A 23,903-nucleotide genomic window follows, 5' to 3' on the forward strand; every position below is an offset into this window, starting at 1 on the left:
TTGAATCCCGATAAACAAATTTTGTTAAATCGCGGATAAGTTATTTGCTTCTTCTAACGCAAATTGATCAGTCATGCCACTGACGAAGTCTTGAATAAGTCGGCAGCGGTAATAAAATTCAAATAAAGCAAAGTCGTTACTGTCACGACGTTCCTTTAATGCTTCTTGATAGGCTTTAAGGTGCTTTTTCGGTAAGCGCTTGTATAAACGTGCTTCAATTAATCCACCACGCTCACTACCTTCAACCATCGCTAAAAACTTATCTTTTGGGTATTTTAATAACGGCGAATATGCATTAAGTAAACCCGTAATAATTCGATACCCCTGAAGTTCTTTCGTCTCTACTTCATTGGTACTAAAAATGTAACGTATAGCTACCGACTTAAATGTTTCAATCATGTGATGATAAACGCTGTCATCTTCTAATAATGCACGATTAAGACTGCCGTCAAAGCACGCTTCACCGTTATCAATAAAGGTTTGTGCTGCATGTTCGACTAGGGGATGTATCAACTGTACTCTAAGCCAAACAAAAAATTCATGAGCTTTGTTTATTGGTTCTTTTTCACTACGGCCCAACGCGTAATCAACTGCTTCAGAGAACATTTTATTTCTTGCCAATGGCTCGTCCGCTTTGTCACCGGCTAATTCAGCAAACGTTTCTTTTAATTTGCTGGCTAACTTTTGGCAGTCTAATAAGCCCTTTTCAACACCATCTTCAATATCCGCTAAGCAGTAACTTATATCGTCTGCGGCTTCCATCAAGTAAGCTAAAGGGTAGCGATGTCCAGGCTTGATGCTAAGGTGTTTGCTCATCGCATTAATATCATCCAATTCAGAATAATAATAACCCACTTTTTTCTTTAAATACGATAGCGGTTTATCTTTCTCTGGCTTACGTTCTAGACCACTTCGGGTATATTTTAAAATACTCGCTGCTTGTGAATAAGTCAGATTAAGCTTAAGTAAGTTAAAGATAATTCGGAATGCTTGTGCGTTGCCTTCAAAGCTTTTTAATTCTAACTTTAACTGCAGACCTAACATTTTGTCGTTAGCCTGACTAAATACCACGTGATTATCTAATTCTTTTTCAAACCAATGATTAATTGCAGACTCACCAAAGTGGCCAAATGGCGGATTGCCTATGTCGTGCATAAGACAAGCCATCTCAACAAGCGTTTCAACTTCTCGCTCGTAAGGTAGTAACTTCCAACTCTCTGCAATGGTTTGCGGCAGACGTTTAAATACAGTTCGAACTATATGACGGCCGGTTTGTTGTACTTCAAGTGAGTGAGTAAGCCTACTGCGAACTGCTGAGTTTTTCTCTAAGGGAAATACTTGAGTCTTTTGCTGCAAACGTCTTATCGCTGCTGACTGGATTATACGCCCACGATCACTTTCGAATTGTTCAGATAGATATTGCGGATCCGTCGAGGCTGTCGCGTTTCGACTGTATGATCGAACCGCTGATATTTTTTTTGAATAGTCTGTCATTATTAGTATCGAATGTTCCAGCCAACGAGCAATTTGGTGCGGTTATCAAAAGTGAGGTCCGCCTCTTTAAATTTGTCGTTCGCACAAATAGGGGCTTGTTTATAAGTAAAGTAGGTGAGTGATGATTCTCGACTGATACTTTGCTTTTGATCTTCTGGCAACACGTTCCACGCATAATAAACTTGCTTGCGGTTCATGCCACGAATTATTTTACAATCTAAAATCGCGTCTCTTATTGTGCTAGGTATCGCTGGATAACTGGCGATATAAGCCTCTGCTCGAGCGCGTTGTTCGTCTAGCTTTTGTTGTAACTTTTTATTTTGACGAGTGAAATAAGATGACATCGACTCCGAACGGTTAATATCATACTCTTCTTGCGAAGCTGGGTCTTTGCAAGGATAGGCTGAAAATTTAGCAACGCCATTTTCTAAACACTTGTATATTTCAGCTTGACTGAACATGCTTATTCCCAATAAGCCAATAGTTAGCAACAACTTAACCGTTTTCATGAAACTTCCATATCAATTTCTAATTAGATGTATCTAGCGTTTTTAGAGTATGCCGTGGCATAATCCCGCTCATTCAATTTACTGCACCTAACTTATCAGTATTTAAAACAAAGTTAAACCCAACAAATTAGAGTCTTTAATGCGATATCAACTAATTGAGCCCGTTAAAAACACACTTGAAATAAAAAAGAGTCAGTTTATAACATGGTTGGTACCAATATCTGATCGTGCCGATGGTATGAGATGGCTGCAGGAAGCCAAGTCACAATACCCTGATGCTCGTCACCATTGTTGGGCTTATGTTATTGGGGACTCACCAAATTCACAATCAGCGGCTATGTCTGATGATGGAGAGCCGAGTGGAACTGCCGGTAAACCGATGTTAAACGTCTTGCAACATAAACCAGCCAATAATGTTATGGCGATTGTCATTCGCTATTTTGGTGGCATAAAACTTGGCGCTGGCGGTTTAGTCCGAGCTTATTCTCAAGCGGTTGAACAAAGTTACCAACTTGCTTCGCTTCAACCTGTTGTTGAACGCACAGGAATTGCCGTTACTGTACCATTTTCAGATGAGCAATGGCTTCGACATCAGTGCCAGTTGCTATCGGGCACCATAGAAGATGTTCTGTATAGTAATCAAGTATTTATAACGATAGAGTTGCCCAAAGACAATGTTGACGCCCTATGCGCGTTGTTAGTTGCTAAAAGTTTTCAATTTAAGATAACCGAGAAATAAACATAATGAGCCTTAAGTCATTTCAAAATACACTACTTCGCATTCGCCATAACAAAGCGTTTGAGCTGTTCGTCATATCAGTAATTATCGCCTCGGCATTGCTCGTTGGTGTAAAAACTTATGACGTATCCTCTACCATGCATAAAATCACCGTTTATCTTGACTGGTTTATTACCGTATTTTTTATTATCGAAATTGCGATACGATTTAGTACTGAAGAAAATAAAAAGCGCTTTTTTCATGACTTTTGGAATCTATTCGACACCATCATAGTCGCCGTTAGTCTAATCCCTATTGAAAATACCGACATGGCATTAATTGCTCGTTTGGTACGTGTTTTTAGAGTGCTAAGGATGATCTCTTTTATTCCTGAGTTACGCATTTTATTAACGTCACTGATTAAAGCTATGCCTCAGCTTGGTTACGTTATGCTGCTGATGTTTATAATTTTTTATATCTATGCAGCAATCGGTAGTACCTTATTTGAAGATATAAACCCTGATTTGTGGGGTGATATTACTATTTCATTACTAACCTTGTTCCGCGTGATGACATTCGAAGACTGGACTGACGTAATGTATGAAACCATGGCCGTTTATCCTATGAGCTGGGTTTACTACTTAACGTTTATATTCTTTACCGCTTTTGCGTTTCTAAATATGGTCATCGGTATTGTGGTTAATGTAATGGAAGAGGAGCACCGTAAAGCACGTTTTGAAAAAGAGCTGGCATTAAATGAAGAGCATGCATCCGAGCAAGAAGACAAAATGGACGATATTTTAAAAGAGCTCAGATATTTAAGAGCTAAGCTCGATGAAAAGTAGTTAATGAAAAGTCGGTGATGAAAAAAGTCGCGGATTACTGCGACTTGTTGCGGATTACTGCGACTTTTTGCGGGTAAGTGATTAGTTATTTGTTGGTCCATCTGAGCCTGTTATTAAATGGCAGGCCGATGTATCAACAATGACGTCACTAATAAACTTATTTTCATCGTCATGATACGAATAAACCAAGATCACACCGTTCTCTTTAAAAAAAGCCATATCATCTGAAGAGCAAATATAGCGACTGGTAGACTGTGACATTTCACGATTAAATACTTCAACGTCGATATTATCTACGTAATAATTTAATAGTGTGCTTTTGTAGTAAAATCGGTTCCCTTTGGCATATGATGTGTCGAGCCTCGTTTCAGTATCAATCATCTTTGGAAGTGTTGTATTGAGCTGATTAGACGCAACCATAAGCATTTGTTCGACGGTAATGACTTGCTCTGTACCATTTGAAGAGTCTGGTGTCGATGAGCACCCAGATAACAGCATCAAGCTGGCGGTAGTAATTAGTGGTAAAGCTTTGAAATTCATAACCTTTCCCTGTTATAAATAAAAAAAACAGGCTTGAGTTTAAATACTATTACCCTATTTAGCAAGTTTGCCTACATTTACATTATTCGGATAACTAATTTTGCATTAGCTCATTTCATATGTCGTACAGATATATTTCATGTTCAAATAATCATCTAAACCATACAACGAGCCTTCACGACCAAAACCAGATTGTTTCACACCACCAAATGGCGCAGCAGCGTTTGAAATAAGCCCTTCATTAACGCCTACAATTCCGTATTTAAGCCCTCGGCTTACCCGTTCTATTCGGCTGGCATTTTGGCTGTAAAAATAAGAGGCCAATCCAAATGGAGTATCATTCGCTAATAAAACCGCCTGTTTTTCGGTTTCAAATCTTTGAATAGCGGCAACTGGACCAAAAATTTCTGTTTTGGCAATTTGCATTTCGTTATTCACATCAGTTATCACGATAGGTGACTGAATGGTTCCGCTTAATAGTTGTCCATATTTAATCGTTGCACCTTGCTCAGTTGCCTCTCGGACAAGCTCTCTGACATCATCCGCTGCTTTTGGATGGATTAACGGACCAATATCAACATTATCTAAACCATTACCTACATCTAATAACTTTACTTTCTCGACAAATTTTTCAACAAACTCATCATGAACCGAGGAGTGCACCATTATTCGATTTACACAAACACAAGTTTGACCTGCATTTCTAAATTTTGCTTTTATTGCTCCATCAACGGCAGCATCAATGTCTGCGTCTTCAAACACAATAAAAGGTGCATTTCCACCTAGCTCAAAAGAGACTTTTTTCACTGTGGATGCACATTGCTCCATTAGCAACTTACCGACATTGGTTGAACCGGTGAAACTAAATTTATCTACGTCCTCGTGAGTCGTCAGTACCTTCCCTACTTCCTTAGCGTTACTACCTACAAGAATGTTTATCACACCTTTAGGAATGCCAGCTCGATTAGCTAACTCCCCTAATACCAAAGCGGATAATGGCGTCAACTCTGTTGGTCTTGCAACAATGCTATTACCAGCGGCTATTGCAGGGGCAATTTTTCTAGCCAACATTGAATTCGGAAAGTTCCACGGTGTAATTGCTGCAACAACGCCCACCGGTTCCTTTATGACTTTGATAGTTTGATTAGACGCTAAAGCCGGTATTGTGTCACCGTATATGCGTTTGCTCTCTTCAGCAAACCACTTAACGTAACTGGCTCCATATTCAATTTCGCCCCGTGATTCTTTTAACGGTTTACCTTGTTCTAAGGTCATGATAATGGCCAAATCTTCTTTGTGTTGAATCATCAAGTCAAACCAAGCCATCATCAGATCGTAACGTTCATAAGCCGTTTTTTGCTGCCACTCTTGCTGTGCTCTTTTAGCAGACGCAATGGCCTTTTCTACTTGGCTCATGTCGTCTTTGGCAACTTCGCTAACCGAAACCAGTACTTCTTGATCATAAGGATTGAGTACGTCAAAAGTAGCATCTGACGAGTGCCAGTCACCATTTATCAGCGATCCAGTTTTGACTAAACTAGGGTCTTTTAATAGCTCAGACATTTTGGCTGAAATTGTCGTACTCATACTAAATCTCCTTGTAAACCTTAAGTAGTATTACCGTCGGTTAGCGTATGTTGCACTTATGACTATGCTTTTAAGCGCGCTACCATTGCATCAGCAACCGCATGTGCAGACGCTGGATTTTGACCTGTGATAACACGGTCTTGTTTAGAAATAAATTCGCCCCACGGTGCAGTTTTAACATAGCTACCAGCAGCACGCGTTAATTTCTCTTCTAAAACATATGGAATTTTATCGATAGTACCGAACTCTACTTCTTCCTCGCGAGTGAATCCCGTTACCGTGATATCTTCGATAAGTAACTTACCGTTAGATAATTTAATCGGTAAAAGGCCAGCAGGACCATGACACACAGCACCGACTACCGCGCCATTTTCAAATAACTGTGCTGTTTGCTTAGCAACATCTTCGTTGCTGGCTAAGTCTGTAAGTAGTCCAAATCCGCCCGGATAAAATACTGCATTGTACTCTTCAAGATTTAATGATGATGCTAATTTAGTATTTTCGATTTTGTGGCTGAAATTTGACTCTGCAAGGATAGCCGCATTTATATCATCACCTTCCGCATCTGTCCCATATAGAGGCGCAGCACCCCCTTTTATTGAAGCTATATCGTAATCTAAACCAGCTTTGTTGAATACGTTAATTGCGTGTGTTATCTCTGGCGCATAAGTGCCGTTTGCTTCATTTGTGTCACCTAGCGTCGCGTGATTAGTTACTAATACTAAAATCTTTTTTTCTGTTGCTGACATTTTCAATCCTTAATGATTCATTTGAGATACTTACCACTACATAATAGACCCTTTCTGAAATATTGATAATAACCTTTTAATAGAAAACATTATTGTTATAATGCAACAATCAATTACCTAAGGTTGAACATATGATCACATCTTTATCATTCGACGGTATTTCAGAATTTGTTGCTGTCGCGGAAACACAAGGTTTCACTAGTGCAGCAAAAAGGCTTAATGTTTCTACGTCTCATATCAGTAGACAGATCGCTAAAGTGGAAAAACGTTTAGGGGTTGCACTTTTTGCCCGCACAACCAGGCAGGTCAAATTAACCGATGCTGGCCATAGCTATTACCAACGCTGCCAAAGTTTATTGGATGGGCTAGCTCAAGCGAACGAAGCTATCAGTGATCACCAAGTAGAACTAGCTGGCACTTTGCGCGTATCTGCCGCAGGCGAGTTTGCCGAACTCTATATTGTTCCTGTGTTATTGGAGTTTGCCAAACAGCATCCTAAGCTAAATATTGATATCGATTTTAATTCCAAATATGTAGACTTTGTTCAAGAAGGAATCGACTTTTCTATTCGCTATGGTCAGCTAAAGGATTCTTCGCTAGTTGCTAGAAAGCTCGTTGATAGGCAGTTAGTAGCGGCAGCCAGTCCAGCTTATTTACAAAAACATGGTACACCAAAAACACCACAAGACTTGATAAATCATGACTGCATAGTGGCGATATCTGATCATTGGCGATTTGAAAGTAAAAACAAGGAAATTACCGTTAAGGTAAAACCTAAATGGCGTTCAAACAGTGGTCGTAGCTTAGTGCAAGCCGTTGAGGCCGGAATGGGAATTTCATATATGCCACAATCGAGTTACGGCAATAGCCTTATAAACAAAAACCTTGTCCCAATTTTAGCGCCTTTTTGGAAAAAACAGATACCTACTTGGATTGTTTACGCTAATAAACAGTATTTGCCGGCTAGAGCAAGATTAGCCATAGACTTCCTTGTTGAGCACTTTAAGGATTGGCAGGACGATCAACTTCCATTGTTAAAATAAGGCTTATAGTTAAAATAAGGCTTATAAAAAAGGAGACTGTCGTCTCCTTTTGTTGTCTTCACTCAAACTAAAATAGTAAGCGTCATTGAACTTGCTATTACCACATCAGATCATCTGGAATAACATAGTCCGCATATGGATCGTCTTCGTCCGGCTCTTCAATTTCGTTTTGTGACACTAAGACCGAATCGTCTCTCATTGCAATTTTGTCCGATACAACGGAAGGTATAATTGCATAGTCGTCTTGATAATTAACGATAGACAATAATCCGTTAGCCAACTGGCGCTGTATTGCTGCGGTTACTTTTAGGGTTTTGACTTTGTTGTCGTCCATAAAGTTGTAGGTAACATCGCCACCAGCGACTTCAAGCATATTCATTTCAATCAGTTGTTTTATCTGCGCTTTTTGCGCTTTTTGCTCAGCTTGCTGTTTTATCTGATTATTCAGTTCTTTATCTTTTGCAAGTTGCGCTTTACGCTTTTCTTCCGCTGCCGCTTTTACGTCGCGCTTCATATCACGAGTTTTTTTACTCGCTTTTTTTGCTTTTTTTGCTTTTTTTTCGTTTGTTAAGCCAGCTTTTAGTAGCTGCTCTTGTAATGACATCTGGGCCATGATTAACCTTTTATTTTGATTCTTTCGCTTTAGCAACAATATTGCGAACGTCTTGTAACAATTGTTGGGCATCATAAACGATACCGTCTTTAATTGTATACCTTAATCCTTTAACACGTGTCGGTTGATTGTCCGCATTTAACTGATAATGACCCGTTCCATATAAAACTTTAAAATTATGCAAAGGGTTTTCTGAGCTGATCACTAAGTCAGCACGCTTACCTATGCTAATACTTCCGATTTGATCTGCCATTCCTAATGCTTCTGCACCGTTTAACGTTGCTGATTGAATAACTTCTAAAGGGTGAAAACCAGCTTCTTGCAATAGCTCTAGTTCACGAATGTAGCCAAAGCCAAATATTTTATAAATGTAGCCAGAGTCCGAACCTGTGGTCACTCGTCCGCCATGGTTTTTATAGTCATTTAAAAACGCCATCCATTTATTAAAATTATTTTTCCAGTTAATTTCATCCGCTGTTGTCCAATCAAACCAATAACTCCCGTGTGCATAACGGCTTGGTTCAAAAAACTTCCACAGCACCGGCAATGTATATTCCTCGTGCCATATAGCTTGTCGCTCTCTCATTAAGTCTCGACTCGCTTCATAAATCGTCATCGTAGGATTTAGGGTGAAATCAAGGGCGATGAGTTCATCACGAACTTCTTGCCAGTGTTTTGAATTAACGTCTGTTGCTTGATTCCATAGCTTTCCGGCTTCAGCAAAACGGTGTTGCTCATTATTGTAGTTATAATTAGCGGGATAATGCTGAATAACTTTATCTTCGAATAAGGCTTCTGGTAGGCCATACCAATGTTCCATGGTTGTTAAGCCAAGTCGCGCTGTATCTAATGCGCTCATACTCATTACATTAAGCTGAGCATGATGCATCATGGTTCTTAGACCTTGTTTTTTTGCTTCATCTAGCGCTGCTTCCATAACTTTAGGTGTTGCGCCAAAAAACTTTATTCCTTTTGCGCCTTTACTAGCGATTAGCTCAACCCATTCCCTTGCTTGTTTAGCAGTGTATATAGGACCTTTATGTCCCATGCCAAAACCAACATAAGGAACAATTCTTGGCGCAACAATCGTATTATTGTCACTACGTTTTTTATGCTCTAACACCCAATCTAAACCGTTAAAGCTTCCTGGTTCTCTAATAGTTGTGATGCCATGCGCCAACCATAACTTAAATACATACTCTGCAGGGACACCTGACGTTGAACCACCAATATGTCCATGCATATCAATAAATCCAGGGAGGATATATTGACCTTCAATATCAATTTCGACATCGCCTTTTTTTGCTTTAAGACGCCCACCATCTTTTATCGGTACACCTGGATAACCCACAGACTTAATATTCTTAATTCGGCCTTTCTCTATGAGTATGTCAACAGGACCACGCGGAGGCGCACCTTCACCATTAATTAAAATACCGCCTCGCAAAATAATACGCTCGGCTTCAATTCCCTCTGTTGACTGCCTATCGGGTGCCTTTTCTCCTGGCTCTGCGAGCGTCAGTGGCGAGAATACTAATACTGTAGCTATCAAAAATGCCCGACGCGAACAGCCTCTGATTATGTTTTTTAACGTTAAAAGATAGCTTTTCTTAGCTAGATTCCTTGCTACTGTCATAAATAAATCCACATATATTAAATTAATTACTCAGGGTGATTATTCATTTGCTTTGTTAACTCGTTACTAACTGCCTGCGGAGAACCCGTATTACGGGCTATCCAAAAATAAGCCATTGGAACAACGTATAAGGTTAAGATTGTTGAAAATGCAACCCCTGAAAAAATAACAACACCAATAACTTCACGGCTTTCCGCCCCTGCCCCGCTAGCGAGCATTAACGGAACTGCACTCATAATAGTTGAGAACGAAGTCATAACAATTGGACGAAGTCTTTGTTTTGATGCACGAATAAGTGATGTTTTAAATTCACCACCTTTATCCCGTAGCTGATTAGTAAATTCAACAATTAAAATACCATTTTTGGCGGCAAGACCAATTAGCATAACGAGACCAATTTGACTGTATATGTTTAAACTTAAGCCAGCAAACTGCAATCCCATTAAAGCGCCTACTGCCGCTAATGGTACTGCAAGCATAATAACTAACGGATGAACAAAGCTCTCAAATTGCGCAGCTAATACTAGGTAGGTAATCGCCATCGCCATCAACATAACAAACGCAATTGAACTTCCCGACTCTTTATAAAGCGCTGACTGCCCCTTATAGTCGACTTGTACCGCATCTGTTATATTTTCGGCTACAACTTGATTTAAGAAATCCAGAGCCTCACCCAATTTATAACCATCAGCTAAGTTAGCTTCAATGGTGATGCTGCGCATTCTGTTATAGCGGTTTAGTGTTCCGGCCGTCGCCTGTTCTCGAACTGTCACTAAATTTGAAAGTGGGATAAGCTGTTGTGTACGCGCCGAGCGGACGTACAAGTCATTTAGGGTTGAAGGTGTTGCAAACTCTTCATCAGGCCCTTCTAATACCACTTCATACTCTTGGCCACGCTCAATATAGGTTGTAGCGCGACGTTGCCCAAGTGTCGCCTCTAAGGTTCGGCCAATATCTGCTACCGACACACCTAAATCTGCGGCACGTAATGTATCAATTTCCACTAATAACTGTGGTAACGTTTCTTTATAATTACTGTCGAGCCTAAGTAAATTAGGGTTCTTTCTGGCTTCACTTAAAATAATATCTCGCCATTGAGCAAGTTGCTCGTAAGTATCACCTTGTAGTACAAATTGTACTGGACGGCCAAGCCCTCGACCGCCAAGTCCACTTCGCATTATTGCGAAGGCTCTAACATCGGTTAATGACTGCATCTCCGCTGATATTTCGCCCATCACCTGATTGGTTGACTTAATTCGGTTGTCCCAGTCCGGCATACCAATAATTGCAATTCCTGCTCCACCTCCAAACCCTGGAGTTCGAACGATGACGCGATCAACCTCACCTCGTTCATAATATTTTAGTAGCTTTGCTTCCACTTCATTCATATTGGCTAGGTTACTATCATAACTTGCACCTTCAGCCGCTTGAACAATCATAAAGAAGTTGCCTCTATCCTCTTGCGGTGCAAGCTCCTGAGGAATAACCTTGAAAAGTCCGTATATTAATGTCAATGACATCAACATCACTACGACTAAACCCACTTTATTTGAAACTGTACTGTTGAGTTGCGACTCATAACTTGTTTCTAGCTTATCAAATCCACTATCGAGCCATTTACCAACTTTAGATTCACGTTTTCGATAGGTAAGAATTTTAGAGCAGAGCATGGGGGATAACGTTAAAGCGGTGAAACTAGAAAAAATCACGGCCGCAGTCACTGCAATTGCAAACTCAACAAACAATCTACCTACATTGCCTTCTAAAAATACCAGTGGAATAAACACCGCAACTAACACCAGAGTGGTGGCGATAACCGCAAATCCAACTTCCCTTGCCCCACGATAAGCGGCTAATAAAGGTGGTTCGCCCTCTTCCATACGACGGTATATATTTTCTAGAACGACAATGGAGTCATCGACAACCAAACCAATTGCCAACACTAACGCTAACAAAGTCAGTAAGTTAATTGAAAAACCTAAAACCATAAGAACCGTAAAGGTGGAAACTAAGGCAACAGGTACCGTCACTGCAGGAACAAAAGTTGCTCTTACGTTACCCAAAAATAGATAAATAACGAGCACAACAAGGAAAATGGCAATAAATAACGTGTTGTAAACTTCGTCTATCGACTTAGCGATAAACACTGATGAATCATAAGAGTCTTCAATATGCGTCCCTTCAGGCAACGTTGCACGGATATTATCCATTTCCATACGTGCGGCTTTAACAACGTCTAAAGTATTAGCTTTTGATTGTTTAATGATCCCCAAACCAATCATGTTTTCGCCGTTACCACGGAACGTATTTTCATCATCTTGCGCGGTTAACTCAACTCTGGTGACATCACCAAGGCGAACCAAATAACCATCATCACCTCGAGCAACGACCATAGATTGATATTGTTCCGGGGTTTTATAAGCTCGGGCAATTCGAACATTAAAATTGCGATCGGTAGACTTGATTTCACCCGCAGGCAATTCGACGTTTTCTCGTCGCAGTACATTTTCAATATCCGTAACGGTAACACCACGCGCCGCCATCGCATCCTTGTCTAACCAGACTTTCATTGAGTAATCGCGACTTCCACCCAGACGAACTCGAGCGACACCATCAACCACCGCAAAACGGTCTACAATATACCGCTTTGCATAATCAGTCAGTTCCAGTGCATTCATCGTTTCTGAGTTTAAAACAAACCAAACCACCACATCTTCATCGTCATTTGCTTTATAAACTTCTGGAGGCAGGGCTTGATCTGGTAAACTGCGAAGCGCTCTTGAAACACGTTCACGAACATCGTTTGCAGCTGCATCAATATCAACGTTAGTATTAAACTCAATACTGATATTTGAGCGACCGTTACGTGAACTCGAGTTAATATTTTTAACGCCCGATATTCCTGATATTCGAGATTCTAATATTTGAGTAATTTTGCTCTCTACTATTTCAGCTGAAGCTCCAGGGTAGGAAGTACTTACTGATACAATTGGAGGATCAATATCTGGGTATTGCCTTAACGCCAACATAAAGAAAGCAACAATGCCAAATGTAACTAATAGTAAGTTTACTACTGTTGCAAAAACAGGGCGTTTAACTGACACGTCCGAAAGTAACATGATTAGCTCTCCTTAGGCTCATTCTTGTTGTCTTCCGGTGTCATAACACGAGCGCCGTCTCTGATTTTCAAAACGCCTTTGTGAATAACTTTGTCGCCACTCGTTAAACCGCTAATTACCTCTGCAGTTCCAGGTTTGCGACGGCCCACTTCAATTTCGGTTTTTGTTACTGTGTTATCGTCGTTGAGAACATAGACAAAATGCTGATTATTAATTGGTACAATTGCAGATTCAGGTATAACAAGCGCACTGCTAGCCTCTGTCGTGACCTTTAATTGAAGCAACATACCTGGACGTAATGACTTTGACTCATTGTTAAATATAGCTCGAACTGAAAAAGCTCGTGACGTTTTATCAACGCGAGATGAAATACTATCAATTTGACCGAAAAAAGGTTGTTTGAACGCTACGTGTTGCGCTTGTACTTGTTGACCGACAGTAACTTCCGTTAGGTATTTTTCAGGGAGCTGAAACTCGACTTTGATTCTGCTCACATCGTCTAAGGTAACTATATTGGTGCTATTGGTAACAAGTTGGCCAGGACTAATTTGTCTAAGACCTACTTGGCCAGAAAATGGAGCTACAATGAATTTTTCGTTAAAGCGAGCTTCTGCAACTTGTTGCTGTGCTTCAGTAGATTCAATAAGACTTTGTTGTTTTTCTATTGCGCTAGCAGCGGTTGCACTTTGCTTTTCTAAGTCTTGCAAGCGTCGTAATTGACGACGATGTTCATTTAGCGTGGCTTTGTACTCGTCAATATTTGCCTTCTCTTCATCATGCTTCATTGTGACAAGTAGCTGACCTTTTTTTACAAACTGGCCGTCATCAAAGTGAACTAGCTGAACTCTATCTGTGCTGTAGGCTTTTAAATCTATAGATTCGTTAGCTTGTGCATTACCTAATGCTGAAATTTCCTCATTATACGGTAACGAAGATACGACAGAATATTCGACTAACGGTGTACCGCCTCTTCGCTGATCTTGCAGTTTGTCTTCCATTGGCCAAAATACAAATGCCAACATGCCTATTAATAAAACTACAATCCATAAAACAGGATTTTTTAACATACCGAGATCCTACTAATCTTAAGCTGATTTAAATAATAGTAGAATCATACTTGTTTGGTTTTATTCAACCATGTGATTTGCCTTGAGTTTCAATCGTCTTGTCTGAATCTCATGGGTAACTAGTAGTATTCTACATTCTTAATTTTTCTTGGGCGGGTATTGATACGGTACAAATCAAAAACTAGTTTCATATCAAGTTCTAATTCCGTGGCGTAGGTATCTCCAACGGGATAAGATTTAACTAATCTTGCACCTCTTATAACTCCCTCTACTTTAGCTCTCATTTGATCATCTTGCGCAACTAAATTTTTTACTTCAGACTTACCTTTAATTTGATAGCCATAAACTTGCTCTGCTAATTCTCTATATGCATCTAACTTAGATGCACGCATTGCCATTATTTGCCGAATTTGAGGATCATTGCCGGTTTGTGCTGAAATGGGTGCATAACCCACGGCTCTTAGAATGGGAAACTGCTCAGGCTTTTCATATTCCCAACTAACATGCTTATCCAGTAAGGACGTACATCCACCAGCACATAGTGCTACAAATAAAATAATAATAATTCGAATAGTCATCTTGTCGTCTCAAGCACGGATCATAAAGTAAATATTGTTATTCAAATTTTAGGCCACTTCCACCAATCCCAATAATATCCAACAAACTTATAAGACTGGTCTATAACTTGCAGTTTTACTCTTGTTTAATTGTAGGCCTTTTGTAGCTTGGTTTGTCAGGTGACAATAGTTTGACGGCCATATTATAGAATTTAGCGACTGAGACCAAAGCCATGACTAATTACTTTGTAAAATTTATCGTACTTATGACTTTATCCGTATTTTCGGCAACAACGCTTGCTGATTGGTATGAGGCCACCGGACAAGCTCGAGTTCGCCACGGTGATGTAGCGAGCGCTAAAAATCGAGCCATGCAAGACGCCGTTAAGCAAGCAATGCTATTTTCTGGCGCTAATGTTTCTAGTATTCAGCAAATCTCAAAAGGTCTTTTGGTCGATGACTCAATTCAAGTTCGCTCGAACGGTGCGGTCAATAGAATAGAAATCGTCAGTGAACTACAACGCGGCGATAGTATATCTGTAACTATTCGTGCAGATATATTTCCTGAAGAACGAGCATGTTACGCCGCAGAATTTGGTAAAAAAGTGGCTATTACTCAATTCCCTATTCAACATTGGGAACATGCCAAAATTGGCGGTTTATACGGCCTAGAAAAAGAAATCCCACGAAAAATTCTATCGATGTTGCAATCAGGCAGTTCAACAATATACCCCGTAGCTTGGTTTGAAAAAAAGCTAAACGTAAATATCGATTTTGAACAGCAAGGACGTGTTCGACACGAACTTATCGACGCCGTTGCTCAGAATGCGAATACGCAATTTGTCATGTTTGGTCGTATTAGCGACTTGTCATTCGGTGATGTATCGAACAGTTTTAGCTTTTGGGAAGATGATGAATTTGAACGGTTTTTTACATTTGATTTAATGATTGCCAATGCGCTTACGCATGAGGTCATTTATCAAAATCGTTTTAGAACAGAGGCTGACTGGACGTTTGATAAAAGAGACACGGTTAACGTGAGCAGCCGTAAGTTTTGGAACTCTGAATATGGTAGCGCAATAGAACGAAACCTTACCGATATGCGCGACGATATATTAAGTCAATTGAGCTGCCAACAGTTACAAAGTAAAATTTTAGCGATACAAGAAGGTAAACAAATACAACTTAATATTGGCCGTGGACAAGGTGTATACGTTGGTCAAGAGTATAGAGTTTCGTATCGTGCTGACATCGTAGATAATAGTGGTAATTTACTTACCAACTTTGTTATCAGTCCATATAGAGTGAAAATCACCCAAGTATATGAAAACTCCGCTATTGCTGAGTCTCTTGATAAAGACTTTATGAGCAATGTGCAAGTAAATGATGTAATTGAGCTTAAAGACTGGGCAACTGATTGGTAATCGGGTTTTAGCGTTATTTACTATTTGTTATAGTCTATAATGAGTTACCAAGTATCTAACCGTTTTATATTTAGATTAACGGTTCTTTAACTAAACACTTAAATGGAAATATAAGAATGACTATCGATGCATTACAAACAATAGAAGGTTTAGATACAAAAACTGGACTAACTAATTGTATGGACGATGAGCAATTATTCAATGACGTTCTTGCTATGTTTATTGTGCAACTAGAGCAAGATATTCCTGTTATCAGACAGCTTTTTAACTTAGGCGATTGGATTGGCTTTGGTAAGGCGTGTCACAGCATAAAAGGTGCTGCTGCAAGCGTTGGCGCTTTTAAAGTACAAGAGCAGTCTGCTATTTTAGAAAAGGCAGGTAAAGAGCAGGATGAAACAACAATAAAGTCTATATACGATACTTATATCCTGTTGTTAGAAACCATTAAGTCTGCAATCAAAGAGTCACTCTAAGAAGATTTGTTCGATACTAATAACTTGTCATTAACTTTTTTGAGGAACCGGCCATATCGGTTTAACCTCTACTAACGGCTTTGACGTTGACAATGGATTGTCCAGTCTAATTATCTTTCTATTCTTAACATTCGCTTTCTTCGAAATTTCGTCAACTTGAATAAACTGCTCAAACAGCTCCTGTAAACTTCCGTCTTTGTGAGCTAACAATAAACCCTTTTCAATTCGTTTTGCTAATCGCACGCTCTTTTTACCCACAAAAAAGTAAATATACGATGGATAATACAACATGAATTTTGGCTCTAAGGTAATTGCGGAGTCCTCTCTTTGCTCAACTTCACGCATTGCTTCCTCGATTCCGCGAGGAAAGTAATCAACTCGTTGCTTATGGAGTAACTCTAAAATAGAGTCATAAACATTTATCCCTACAACATTAAAATTATTGCGCCTTAAAATTTTAAAGTCTGGCCAATCGTAACCTTGCGCTGCGATTAACTCTTGTAACTTTCGAGGATCATTTAAGCGACTAAACATCGCATATTTTTCTTTTAAAATTAGAGATATTCTATACCCCAATAGCCCGTTTAATAGAGGGACTTTAATCGCCCTGGCCAGTTTTTCTCGTTTATCTGTGGCTACACTCCAATAAACATTAATACTGTCTTCTATATCCAGTTCCTGTAAAGCCCTACTTTGGTAAAACGGTAAATCGACAAATGATATTTGATAAGGCCCATATTCTTTTTCAGTCTTAATTAAAGCTAACTCTATAAGCTTTGAATAATATTGATGAGAACGATAATCGAAAGGTACAGATGATGGAAGCCGAACCTCATCACGTTTTTGCTCCGTCGCTAATGGCTGGCTTTCAGAAAGTAGGGTTTTGCCATCCATAGCAAAGGTGTCTGGTACATAAAGCACAAGCAGGAATACCCAGAATACCGATATTTTTTTCAATGCCACACTCCAAATTTCTGCATCTATTTATTAGCATAGTCTAGAAATCTTTGAGCGCTAGATTAAAAAAGAAGTGGGATTAAAAGATAGGTATTCGCTTATACCTATCTTAGATGCTAACCAGGACTATTGGACCTTAGTTATTATTGAAGTCTTCGTGTGAGTGACGTTCGGGCAGCTGCTCACTTTCGTCACCCCATGTTTTATTGACCATTTTTCCGCGTTTAACTGCAGGTCTTTGTTCAATTTTTTCAGCCCAAGCAACCAGGTTTTTGTAGCTACTTACGTCTAAAAATTCTGCAGCGTCATAAAGATGGCCAAGTACTAGTGCGCCATACCAAGGCCATATTGCCATATCAGCAATTGTATAATCTTTACCAATCATATATTCATTATTGGCTAAATGTTTGTCCAAAACATCTAACTGACGTTTTGTTTCCATCGTAAAGCGGTCGATTGGATATTCAAATTTTTCTGGCGCGTACGCATAAAAATGACCAAAACCACCGCCGAGATATGGGCCGCTGCCTACCTGCCAAAATAACCAAGACAAACAGGCTGCTCGATCCTCCGCTGAGCTTGGAATGAAGGCGTTAAATTTTTCTGCTAGATGGAGCAGTATTGCACCTGACTCAAAGATATTAATGTTTTTATTGCCAGACTTATCCACTAACGCCGGTATCTTAGAGTTTGGATTAACAGATACAAAACCACTACTGAACTGCTCTGCGTCTTGAATTTTTATTAGGTGTGCATCGTACTCCGCGTCTTGAAACCCTGCAGCTAACAGCTCTTCAAACATTACCGTAACTTTTACTCCGTTAGGTGTTGCCAATGAGTACAGTTGAAAAGGATGTTTACCAACGGGTAGCGTTTTTTCAAATCGAGCACCTGAATCCGGTCGGTTGAGACTCGCCCATTCACCACCATTTTCTTTTTCCCAGGTCCACACTTTTGGTGGGTTGTACGTATTATTCGCCATAAAACCTCCTATTTTTAGAGTGTTACGTTACAACTTAAGTTTTAGATGAACCCTTTGTTAATTAATAAATATCACCTATCAACTCTAAGTGAGTGAGGAAAAGGCGGACATCTAACTCAAGTTGATGATAATCCGGCAACATATATTCGCAAAGCTTATAGAACGCTTTGTTGTGTTCTGCTTCTTTAAAATGTGCAAGTTCATGAACCACTATCATAGCTAAAAATGGTTCTGGTGCATTTTTAAATATAGAACTAATTCGTATTTCATATTTACGTTTTAATTTATTTCCCTGCATACGAGCAATACTCGTGTGTGTACCAAGGGCGTTTTTAACAACGTGTAACTTGTTGTCGTATTCGACTTTGCTAACAGGAAGGCTTTTTTTTAAGTGTTGAGATTTTTTATCTAACACATAATCTCGCAACAATTTATCATTCTTAAACTGATGCGATTTAGGGTATTTTTTTAACAAGTAGGCCGTCAACTTTTGCTCGCTAAGTAATCTTTCTACCGAGTTAATTATTGACGGTGGATAGTGACTGATATATTTAAGCTTGTTACTGGTCAAGTCTCATATATTCCTATTAGTTGAAAATGGTTTCAGCCCAACGACTTAAACCTGCGGTGACACTACCAAAATGATCACCAATTACCACAGGCTTATTATTAAACTTTGATTTAATAAACTCATTAATGACCGGCGATTTCGCAGTACCACCAGTTACAAATATCACGTCTGGCTCTACACCGCCTTGTTGCACGGCATCAGTCATAAGTGTGGCAATGCTATTTAATTGATTTTCAGACGCGGTAAGAAACAATTCACGATCTACATTTTGTGCTAAAGAAGGTGTTAGGTAACTTAGATCAATATTAACATTTGAAGCGTCTGTCAGCGCAATTTTTGCTTGCTCGGCACTGTTAACTAATTGGTAACTTAACTTTTCATCGTACGCTTTGAGGAGTCTAGATAATATTTCTGGTTGCTCAGAGTCTCGCATCAATTGCTTTAAAAATCGCCCATTACTTTCACTGTAGAAGTCTGTTTGTGCATTCACATCATTAATTGCAACCGCTTTAAAGTAGCTATTAACTGGCATCGGCTTGCCCGACTTTAACTTTCCATTCATGCCTAAATTAGGCATGACACCTTTGAGCGCTAGCTGGATATCAAAATCATTACCACCAACTCTTAAACCACTATGCCCTAATAATGCATCGCTTCGGTCAGTTTTATTCTTCAGTTCTGGCCCCATAAGCAACATAGAGCAGTCGGTCGTACCACCGCCTATGTCTACGACTAATACTCGAGTTTCTTTGGTTAGGCTTGCTTCGTATTCGAAACCTGCCGCTACAGGCTCAAATTGAAATTCAATATCTTTATAACCAACATGTCTAGCAGCATTTGTTAGAACGTCGATGGCTTGTTTGTTACTTTGTTCGCTATTTCGTCCTTGGAAGTTAATTGGTCTACCAATGACTACTTTTGTTACTTCGCGTTCTAATTGCTTTTCTACTAAATTTTTTACATGCGCCATCATAGAGGCAACAATATGTTCGAAAAATACAATTTGTTGAGGTAGCAGCCCGCTGGTACCTAAAAATGATTTAGGTGATTTTATATAATAACCTTCACTTGGATCTTCTAAATACCTGGCCAGGGCCTGTTTACCAAAAGATAAATGCTCCGCTATACCATCATAACGAAGATCTTCTAAAGCTTCCTGCCCTTTTGATATGAGGTATCTGCGTGAGTCTAAGAAGGTTTGTTGATGAGCATCATTGATATTTTTATGTAACCAGTTCGCAATAACGTCACGACTAGGAGCGTATAACGACGACGCCATGAATTTTCCATGCTCGCCCAATGTTAACATTTCCGGTCGCCCATTTTGCATTGTCGCAACCGCGCAATTCGATGTCCCGTAGTCAAAACCTATCATTAAAACTGCTACTCACTTTGAAAATAAAGGGCGCGGAGTTTACAGGATATCTAACTGACTTTCACCTTTAGTTTGCCGTGCATATAACGTCATTGACTGTAGTTAATTTTCATTGGACATAAAAAAAGCCAGAATGCTGATTTTATCTAGCTATTCTGACTCTTTGTGGTTCTACACGAACCTAATAATGGTGCGGTTGGAGGGACTTGAACCCTCACGTCCTTTCGAACACAGCGACCTCAACGCTGCCTGTCTACCAATTTCAGCACAACCGCTAAATCATTATGCGTTACAGTTAGTTTACAGGAACTTCGTCCGAACCGTCTGTTTTAGGCGCATCACCGACAGGAATTTCTGAAGGTAATTCTGACTGTGCAGCTGGAGCTGTTTCTGTAGGCACAGAAAGGTCACTAAACTCATCTTCTTGCTTAACAGAATTTGCTGTCATGCTTCCTAAGAAGATACTTAGGATAAAAAATGCTGTCGCTAAAAATGTTGTGGTTTTTGTTAAGAAGTTACCAGAACCGCTTGAACCAAATAATGTTGCTGACGCACCGGCACCGAATGATGCACCCATATCAGCGCCTTTACCTTGTTGAATTAAAATTAATCCAACTAGAGCGATCGCTATGATCAAGTATACTACTATTAAAATCTCGTACATGCTTTTACCTTAAGCTACTGCGTTTTTACAAATGTTTGTGAACGCTTCCACATCTAAACTCGCGCCACCAATGAGGCCGCCGTCGATGTTTTCCTTGGAAAACAATTCTTCACTATTTTCTGCCTTAACGCTACCACCATATAAAATGCGCGTTAAGTCTGCTAATTCTTGGCTATATCCCGCTAATGTTTTACGAATCATTGCGTGAACTTCTTCAGCCTGTTCGCCACTGGCGGTTTTACCTGTGCCTATCGCCCATACAGGCTCATAAGCAAAAACAACACTATCAGAGTAATTTGGTAATGCGTCAATAGCTGATTTAACTTGTTCAGTTATAACGGCTGTTGTTTCACCATTTTCTCTTTGCTCGTCTGTTTCACCAACACAAATAATTGGTATAAGTCCGGCAGCAAGTGTTGCTAAAACTTTCTTCGCAACGACATCATTTGTCTCACCAAATAAGGAGCGACGCTCTGAGTGACCTACAATAACATACTGACAGCCAACATCCCTCAACATTCTTCCAGAAATTTCGCCGGTGTAAGCACCAGAGTCATGAACCGAAATCGTTTGAGCGCCTTTTTTAACGCCTTGTGTATCTTCAGAAAGATAGACAAACGGAGGACATATTACTGTTTCTACACTATCAGCATCTAGTTGTTGGATACTGCTAACCATATCTGTTAACAATTGGCGGTCGCCATTAAGCTTCCAATTCGCCACAACAAGCGGTAATCGAATGGCCATTAGCCTCTCCTTTATTTAAGCGGCGAGATATTAACAAACTGCGCCAAAAGTACAAGTAATGGATTCGTTATTCTGCATGAGCGGCGACTTTTTCGGCGACTTTTTGCGCAACTTCTTTTATTAATTTCGCATCTTTACCTTCGGTCATAACTCTTATTAACGGCTCGGTACCAGATTTACGAATTAATATACGACCTTCATCGCCTAATTCCACCTCAGCAGCTTGTATTGCTAGTTTAACTTCTTCAACTTCTAATGGGTATTTGTTTAAGCCAGTTCGAACATTGATTAGTTTTTGTGGGTATTTTTCCATACCAGACTTTAGTTCTGACAATGTCATGCCGGTGTCAACAATCGCCGCCAATATTTGCACTGCTGAGATTGTGCCATCGCCCGTTGGGATATGATCTAAATTAATGACATGACCAGACGATTCTCCACCAATAGTCCAACCATTTTCTTTGAGCAATTGCATAACGTATCTGTCGCCGACATTAGCGCGTTTAAAAGGAATACTTAAGTTTTTAAGCGCGACTTCTAAACCTAAATTAGACATCAACGTACCAACAACACCACCTTTTAATTCGCCTTTTTTCAAAGCCTGACGGGCGAGGATGAATACAAGTTCGTCGCCATCAACTTCAATACCGTTCTCATCAACCATGATAAGTCGGTCACCATCACCATCTAATGCAATGCCAACGTCAGCGTTATGCTGGATTACAGCTTGTCTTAAGGCATCTGTATGAGTTGCACCACAATGATCGTTAATATTTAATCCGTTCGGCTCGGCAAAGATCGAAATTACTTCTGCGCCAAGTTCTCTAAATACATTCGGTGCAATATGATAGGTTGCACCATTGGCTGTATCGACAACTACTTTCATGCCTTTTAATGAATCTTCTGAGAAGCGGCTTTTACAGAATTCTATGTAGCGGCCAGCAGCATCATTTATTCTGAATGCTTTACCTAATTTTTCCGACTCAACGCACGTTAAAGGTTGCTCTAACATGCTTTCAATTTCATGCTCTACGTCGTCCGGTAATTTAGTTCCCTCTGCTGAGAAAAACTTTATTCCGTTATCGTAATAAGGGTTATGTGATGCACTAATAACAATCCCCGCATCTGCGCGGAATGTTTGAGTTAAATAAGAGATAGCAGGCGTTGGCATAGGGCCTAACAAACCAACGTCGACACCAGCAGCAATTAGTCCAGATTCTAAGGCGGTTTCTAACATATAACCTGAAATACGGGTGTCCTTCCCAATGAGTACTTTTCGATTACCGTTGCTAGCAAAAACTTTGCCTGCAGCCCAGCCTAATTTTAACGCAAACTCTGGAGTGATTGCGCCTTGACCTACTAAGCCTCGAATACCGTCTGTACCGAAATACTTTTTACTCATCAATAATTCCTTTGCTCATTGCATTGTATATAGTTACTGCCTGTTGAGTTTCTGCAACGTCGTGAACTCGAAGAACATTAGCGCCTTTTGTCAGGGCTAATGTGGCAGCGATTACGCTTCCCAACATTCTATCATTTGTTTCTACATTTAATAAATTACCAATCATGGATTTTCTTGATAAACCTGCCAGTATGGGCAATTTATATGTAACAAATTGATCAAGATCATTTAGAAGCTGATAATTATCGGCTAATGTTTTACCAAAACCGAAGCCAGGATCAAGCCATAACCTGCTCTTTTCAATACCCGCATCGCCACATTCTGTGATTTTTTCATCAAAGAATATTTTTATGTCCGAGATCAAGTCTCGATATGTGGGCTTGTTTTGCATAGTTTGTGGCGTACCCTGCATATGCATTAGACAAATTGGAACATCCGATTGTGCTACTACCTCCATAGTGCCGGGCTGACTGAGAGCGCAAACGTCATTAATAACGTCAATGCCTGCCGTTAAACCTTCTGACATTACCTCTGCTTTTGAGGTATCTAACGAAATTTTACAATTGAATTCAGACTTGAGCTTTTTTATGACGGGTATAACTCGAGCAAGTTCAGTTTGAACATCAACTTTTGGTGCGCCTGGTCGGGTAGATTCGCCACCAATATCTATTATGCCTGCGCCTGCCATTAACATTTGTTCGGCTTGCTTAACGGCTGTATCAATTGAATTAAAACGCCCACCATCTGAAAAAGAATCTGGTGTCACATTTAACACGCCCATAATGACGGGGCTTGAAGTTACGTCTAATACTGACATAATTCTGGTCTCTA

23 protein-coding genes and 1 tRNA gene are annotated in these 23,903 nt (G+C 39.9%); 5 read left to right on the plus strand and 19 right to left on the minus strand.

The genetic code is table 11. The annotated features are described in order from the left end of the window. Positions 1 to 24 precede the first annotated feature (24 nt). On the minus strand, positions 25 to 1,494 hold the full coding sequence (gene dgt, locus J9318_RS11495; RefSeq protein ID WP_210560060.1) for a dGTPase: 1,470 nt from the start codon (positions 1,492 to 1,494) through the stop codon (positions 25 to 27). A gap of 2 nt (positions 1,495 to 1,496) precedes the next feature. Continuing rightward, on the minus strand, positions 1,497 to 2,003 hold the full coding sequence (locus tag J9318_RS11500; RefSeq protein WP_210560061.1) for a hypothetical protein: 507 nt from the start codon (positions 2,001 to 2,003) through the stop codon (positions 1,497 to 1,499). A gap of 139 nt (positions 2,004 to 2,142) precedes the next feature. Between J9318_RS11500 and J9318_RS11505 the strand changes: the two genes are divergently transcribed. Both J9318_RS11505 and J9318_RS11510 read left to right on the plus strand, forming a co-directional pair. Further along, complete coding sequence (locus tag J9318_RS11505; RefSeq protein WP_210560062.1) at positions 2,143 to 2,742, plus strand: YigZ family protein; 600 nt, start codon at positions 2,143 to 2,145, stop codon at positions 2,740 to 2,742. 5 nt (positions 2,743 to 2,747) lie between these two features. Continuing rightward, on the plus strand, positions 2,748 to 3,566 hold the full coding sequence (locus J9318_RS11510; protein ID WP_210560063.1) for an ion transporter: 819 nt from the start codon (positions 2,748 to 2,750) through the stop codon (positions 3,564 to 3,566). Positions 3,567 to 3,647: 81 nt separating this feature from the next. Here the strand turns inward: J9318_RS11510 and J9318_RS11515 are convergent, their stop codons facing one another. The 3 genes from J9318_RS11515 to J9318_RS11525 all read right to left on the minus strand — a co-directional run bounded on the left by J9318_RS11515 (position 3,648) and on the right by J9318_RS11525 (position 6,442). Beyond that, complete coding sequence (locus tag J9318_RS11515) at positions 3,648 to 4,106, minus strand: hypothetical protein (protein ID WP_210560064.1); 459 nt, start codon at positions 4,104 to 4,106, stop codon at positions 3,648 to 3,650. Positions 4,107 to 4,211: 105 nt separating this feature from the next. Then, positions 4,212 to 5,693: an NAD-dependent succinate-semialdehyde dehydrogenase gene (locus tag J9318_RS11520; protein ID WP_244731650.1), complete on the minus strand. Its 1,482-nt coding sequence runs from the start codon at positions 5,691 to 5,693 to the stop codon at positions 4,212 to 4,214. A 62-nt stretch (positions 5,694 to 5,755) separates the two neighbouring features. Continuing rightward, positions 5,756 to 6,442, minus strand: coding sequence for a type 1 glutamine amidotransferase domain-containing protein (locus J9318_RS11525; protein ID WP_210560065.1), 687 nt, complete (start codon positions 6,440 to 6,442; stop codon positions 5,756 to 5,758). Positions 6,443 to 6,573: 131 nt separating this feature from the next. Here J9318_RS11525 and J9318_RS11530 point away from each other — a divergent pair, with 131 nt between their 5' ends. Next, positions 6,574 to 7,485: a LysR family transcriptional regulator gene (locus J9318_RS11530; protein ID WP_210560066.1), complete on the plus strand. Its 912-nt coding sequence runs from the start codon at positions 6,574 to 6,576 to the stop codon at positions 7,483 to 7,485. 97 nt (positions 7,486 to 7,582) lie between these two features. Here J9318_RS11530 and J9318_RS11535 read toward each other — a convergent pair whose 3' ends face one another. The 5 genes from J9318_RS11535 to J9318_RS11555 all read right to left on the minus strand — a co-directional run bounded on the left by J9318_RS11535 (position 7,583) and on the right by J9318_RS11555 (position 14,498). Then, complete coding sequence (locus J9318_RS11535; RefSeq protein WP_210560067.1) at positions 7,583 to 8,098, minus strand: DUF2058 domain-containing protein; 516 nt, start codon at positions 8,096 to 8,098, stop codon at positions 7,583 to 7,585. A 10-nt stretch (positions 8,099 to 8,108) separates the two neighbouring features. Beyond that, entirely contained in the window at positions 8,109 to 9,734 is a 1,626-nt protein-coding gene (locus J9318_RS11540; protein WP_210560068.1) for an amidohydrolase family protein, read from the minus strand. A 26-nt stretch (positions 9,735 to 9,760) separates the two neighbouring features. Beyond that, positions 9,761 to 12,853, minus strand: coding sequence for an efflux RND transporter permease subunit (locus tag J9318_RS11545; RefSeq protein WP_210560069.1), 3,093 nt, complete (start codon positions 12,851 to 12,853; stop codon positions 9,761 to 9,763). Between the two features lie 2 nt (positions 12,854 to 12,855). Beyond that, positions 12,856 to 13,920, minus strand: a complete 1,065-nt coding sequence (locus J9318_RS11550) for an efflux RND transporter periplasmic adaptor subunit (protein ID WP_210560070.1) — start codon at positions 13,918 to 13,920, stop codon at positions 12,856 to 12,858. Positions 13,921 to 14,039: 119 nt separating this feature from the next. Then, the gene (locus J9318_RS11555; RefSeq protein WP_210560071.1) at positions 14,040 to 14,498 is read right to left on the minus strand and encodes an LPP20 family lipoprotein; all 459 of its coding nucleotides are present in this window, start codon (positions 14,496 to 14,498) and stop codon (positions 14,040 to 14,042) included. Between the two features lie 212 nt (positions 14,499 to 14,710). Here J9318_RS11555 and J9318_RS11560 point away from each other — a divergent pair, with 212 nt between their 5' ends. Both J9318_RS11560 and J9318_RS11565 read left to right on the plus strand, forming a co-directional pair. After that, on the plus strand, positions 14,711 to 15,901 hold the full coding sequence (locus J9318_RS11560; RefSeq protein ID WP_210560072.1) for a flagellar assembly protein T N-terminal domain-containing protein: 1,191 nt from the start codon (positions 14,711 to 14,713) through the stop codon (positions 15,899 to 15,901). Positions 15,902 to 16,017: 116 nt separating this feature from the next. Further along, positions 16,018 to 16,374 (plus strand): Hpt domain-containing protein, encoded by a 357-nt coding sequence (locus tag J9318_RS11565; RefSeq protein WP_210560073.1) that lies wholly within the window; start codon positions 16,018 to 16,020, stop codon positions 16,372 to 16,374. Positions 16,375 to 16,404: 30 nt separating this feature from the next. On the opposite strand, the gene J9318_RS11570 is transcribed toward J9318_RS11565, so the two are convergent. The 9 genes from J9318_RS11570 to folP all read right to left on the minus strand — a co-directional run bounded on the left by J9318_RS11570 (position 16,405) and on the right by folP (position 23,889). Then, the gene (locus J9318_RS11570) at positions 16,405 to 17,331 is read right to left on the minus strand and encodes a hypothetical protein (protein WP_210560074.1); all 927 of its coding nucleotides are present in this window, start codon (positions 17,329 to 17,331) and stop codon (positions 16,405 to 16,407) included. 136 nt (positions 17,332 to 17,467) lie between these two features. Next, positions 17,468 to 18,313: a glutathione-dependent disulfide-bond oxidoreductase gene (yghU, locus tag J9318_RS11575; RefSeq protein ID WP_210560075.1), complete on the minus strand. Its 846-nt coding sequence runs from the start codon at positions 18,311 to 18,313 to the stop codon at positions 17,468 to 17,470. Positions 18,314 to 18,374: 61 nt separating this feature from the next. After that, positions 18,375 to 18,884 carry a M48 family metallopeptidase gene (locus J9318_RS11580; RefSeq protein WP_244731652.1) on the minus strand — a complete coding sequence of 170 codons (510 nt, stop codon included), beginning with the start codon at positions 18,882 to 18,884 and terminating at the stop codon, positions 18,375 to 18,377. A 16-nt stretch (positions 18,885 to 18,900) separates the two neighbouring features. Beyond that, positions 18,901 to 20,259, minus strand: coding sequence for a molecular chaperone (yegD, locus tag J9318_RS11585; protein ID WP_210560076.1), 1,359 nt, complete (start codon positions 20,257 to 20,259; stop codon positions 18,901 to 18,903). 188 nt (positions 20,260 to 20,447) lie between these two features. Further along, positions 20,448 to 20,534 (minus strand) — tRNA-Leu (locus J9318_RS11590). A 20-nt stretch (positions 20,535 to 20,554) separates the two neighbouring features. Next, the gene (secG, locus tag J9318_RS11595) at positions 20,555 to 20,923 is read right to left on the minus strand and encodes a preprotein translocase subunit SecG (RefSeq protein WP_210560077.1); all 369 of its coding nucleotides are present in this window, start codon (positions 20,921 to 20,923) and stop codon (positions 20,555 to 20,557) included. 9 nt (positions 20,924 to 20,932) lie between these two features. Continuing rightward, positions 20,933 to 21,670, minus strand: coding sequence for a triose-phosphate isomerase (gene tpiA, locus J9318_RS11600; RefSeq protein ID WP_210560078.1), 738 nt, complete (start codon positions 21,668 to 21,670; stop codon positions 20,933 to 20,935). A gap of 67 nt (positions 21,671 to 21,737) precedes the next feature. Then, positions 21,738 to 23,075 (minus strand): phosphoglucosamine mutase, encoded by a 1,338-nt coding sequence (gene glmM, locus J9318_RS11605; protein ID WP_210560079.1) that lies wholly within the window; start codon positions 23,073 to 23,075, stop codon positions 21,738 to 21,740. Next, positions 23,065 to 23,889, minus strand: coding sequence for a dihydropteroate synthase (gene folP, locus J9318_RS11610; RefSeq protein ID WP_210560080.1), 825 nt, complete (start codon positions 23,887 to 23,889; stop codon positions 23,065 to 23,067). The genes glmM and folP overlap by 11 nt, the downstream gene beginning before the upstream one ends. Positions 23,890 to 23,903: the final 14 nt, after the last annotated feature.

It is taken from the genome of Psychrosphaera aestuarii, assembly GCF_017948405.1.
GTDB lineage: Bacteria > Pseudomonadota > Gammaproteobacteria > Enterobacterales > Alteromonadaceae > Psychrosphaera > Psychrosphaera aestuarii.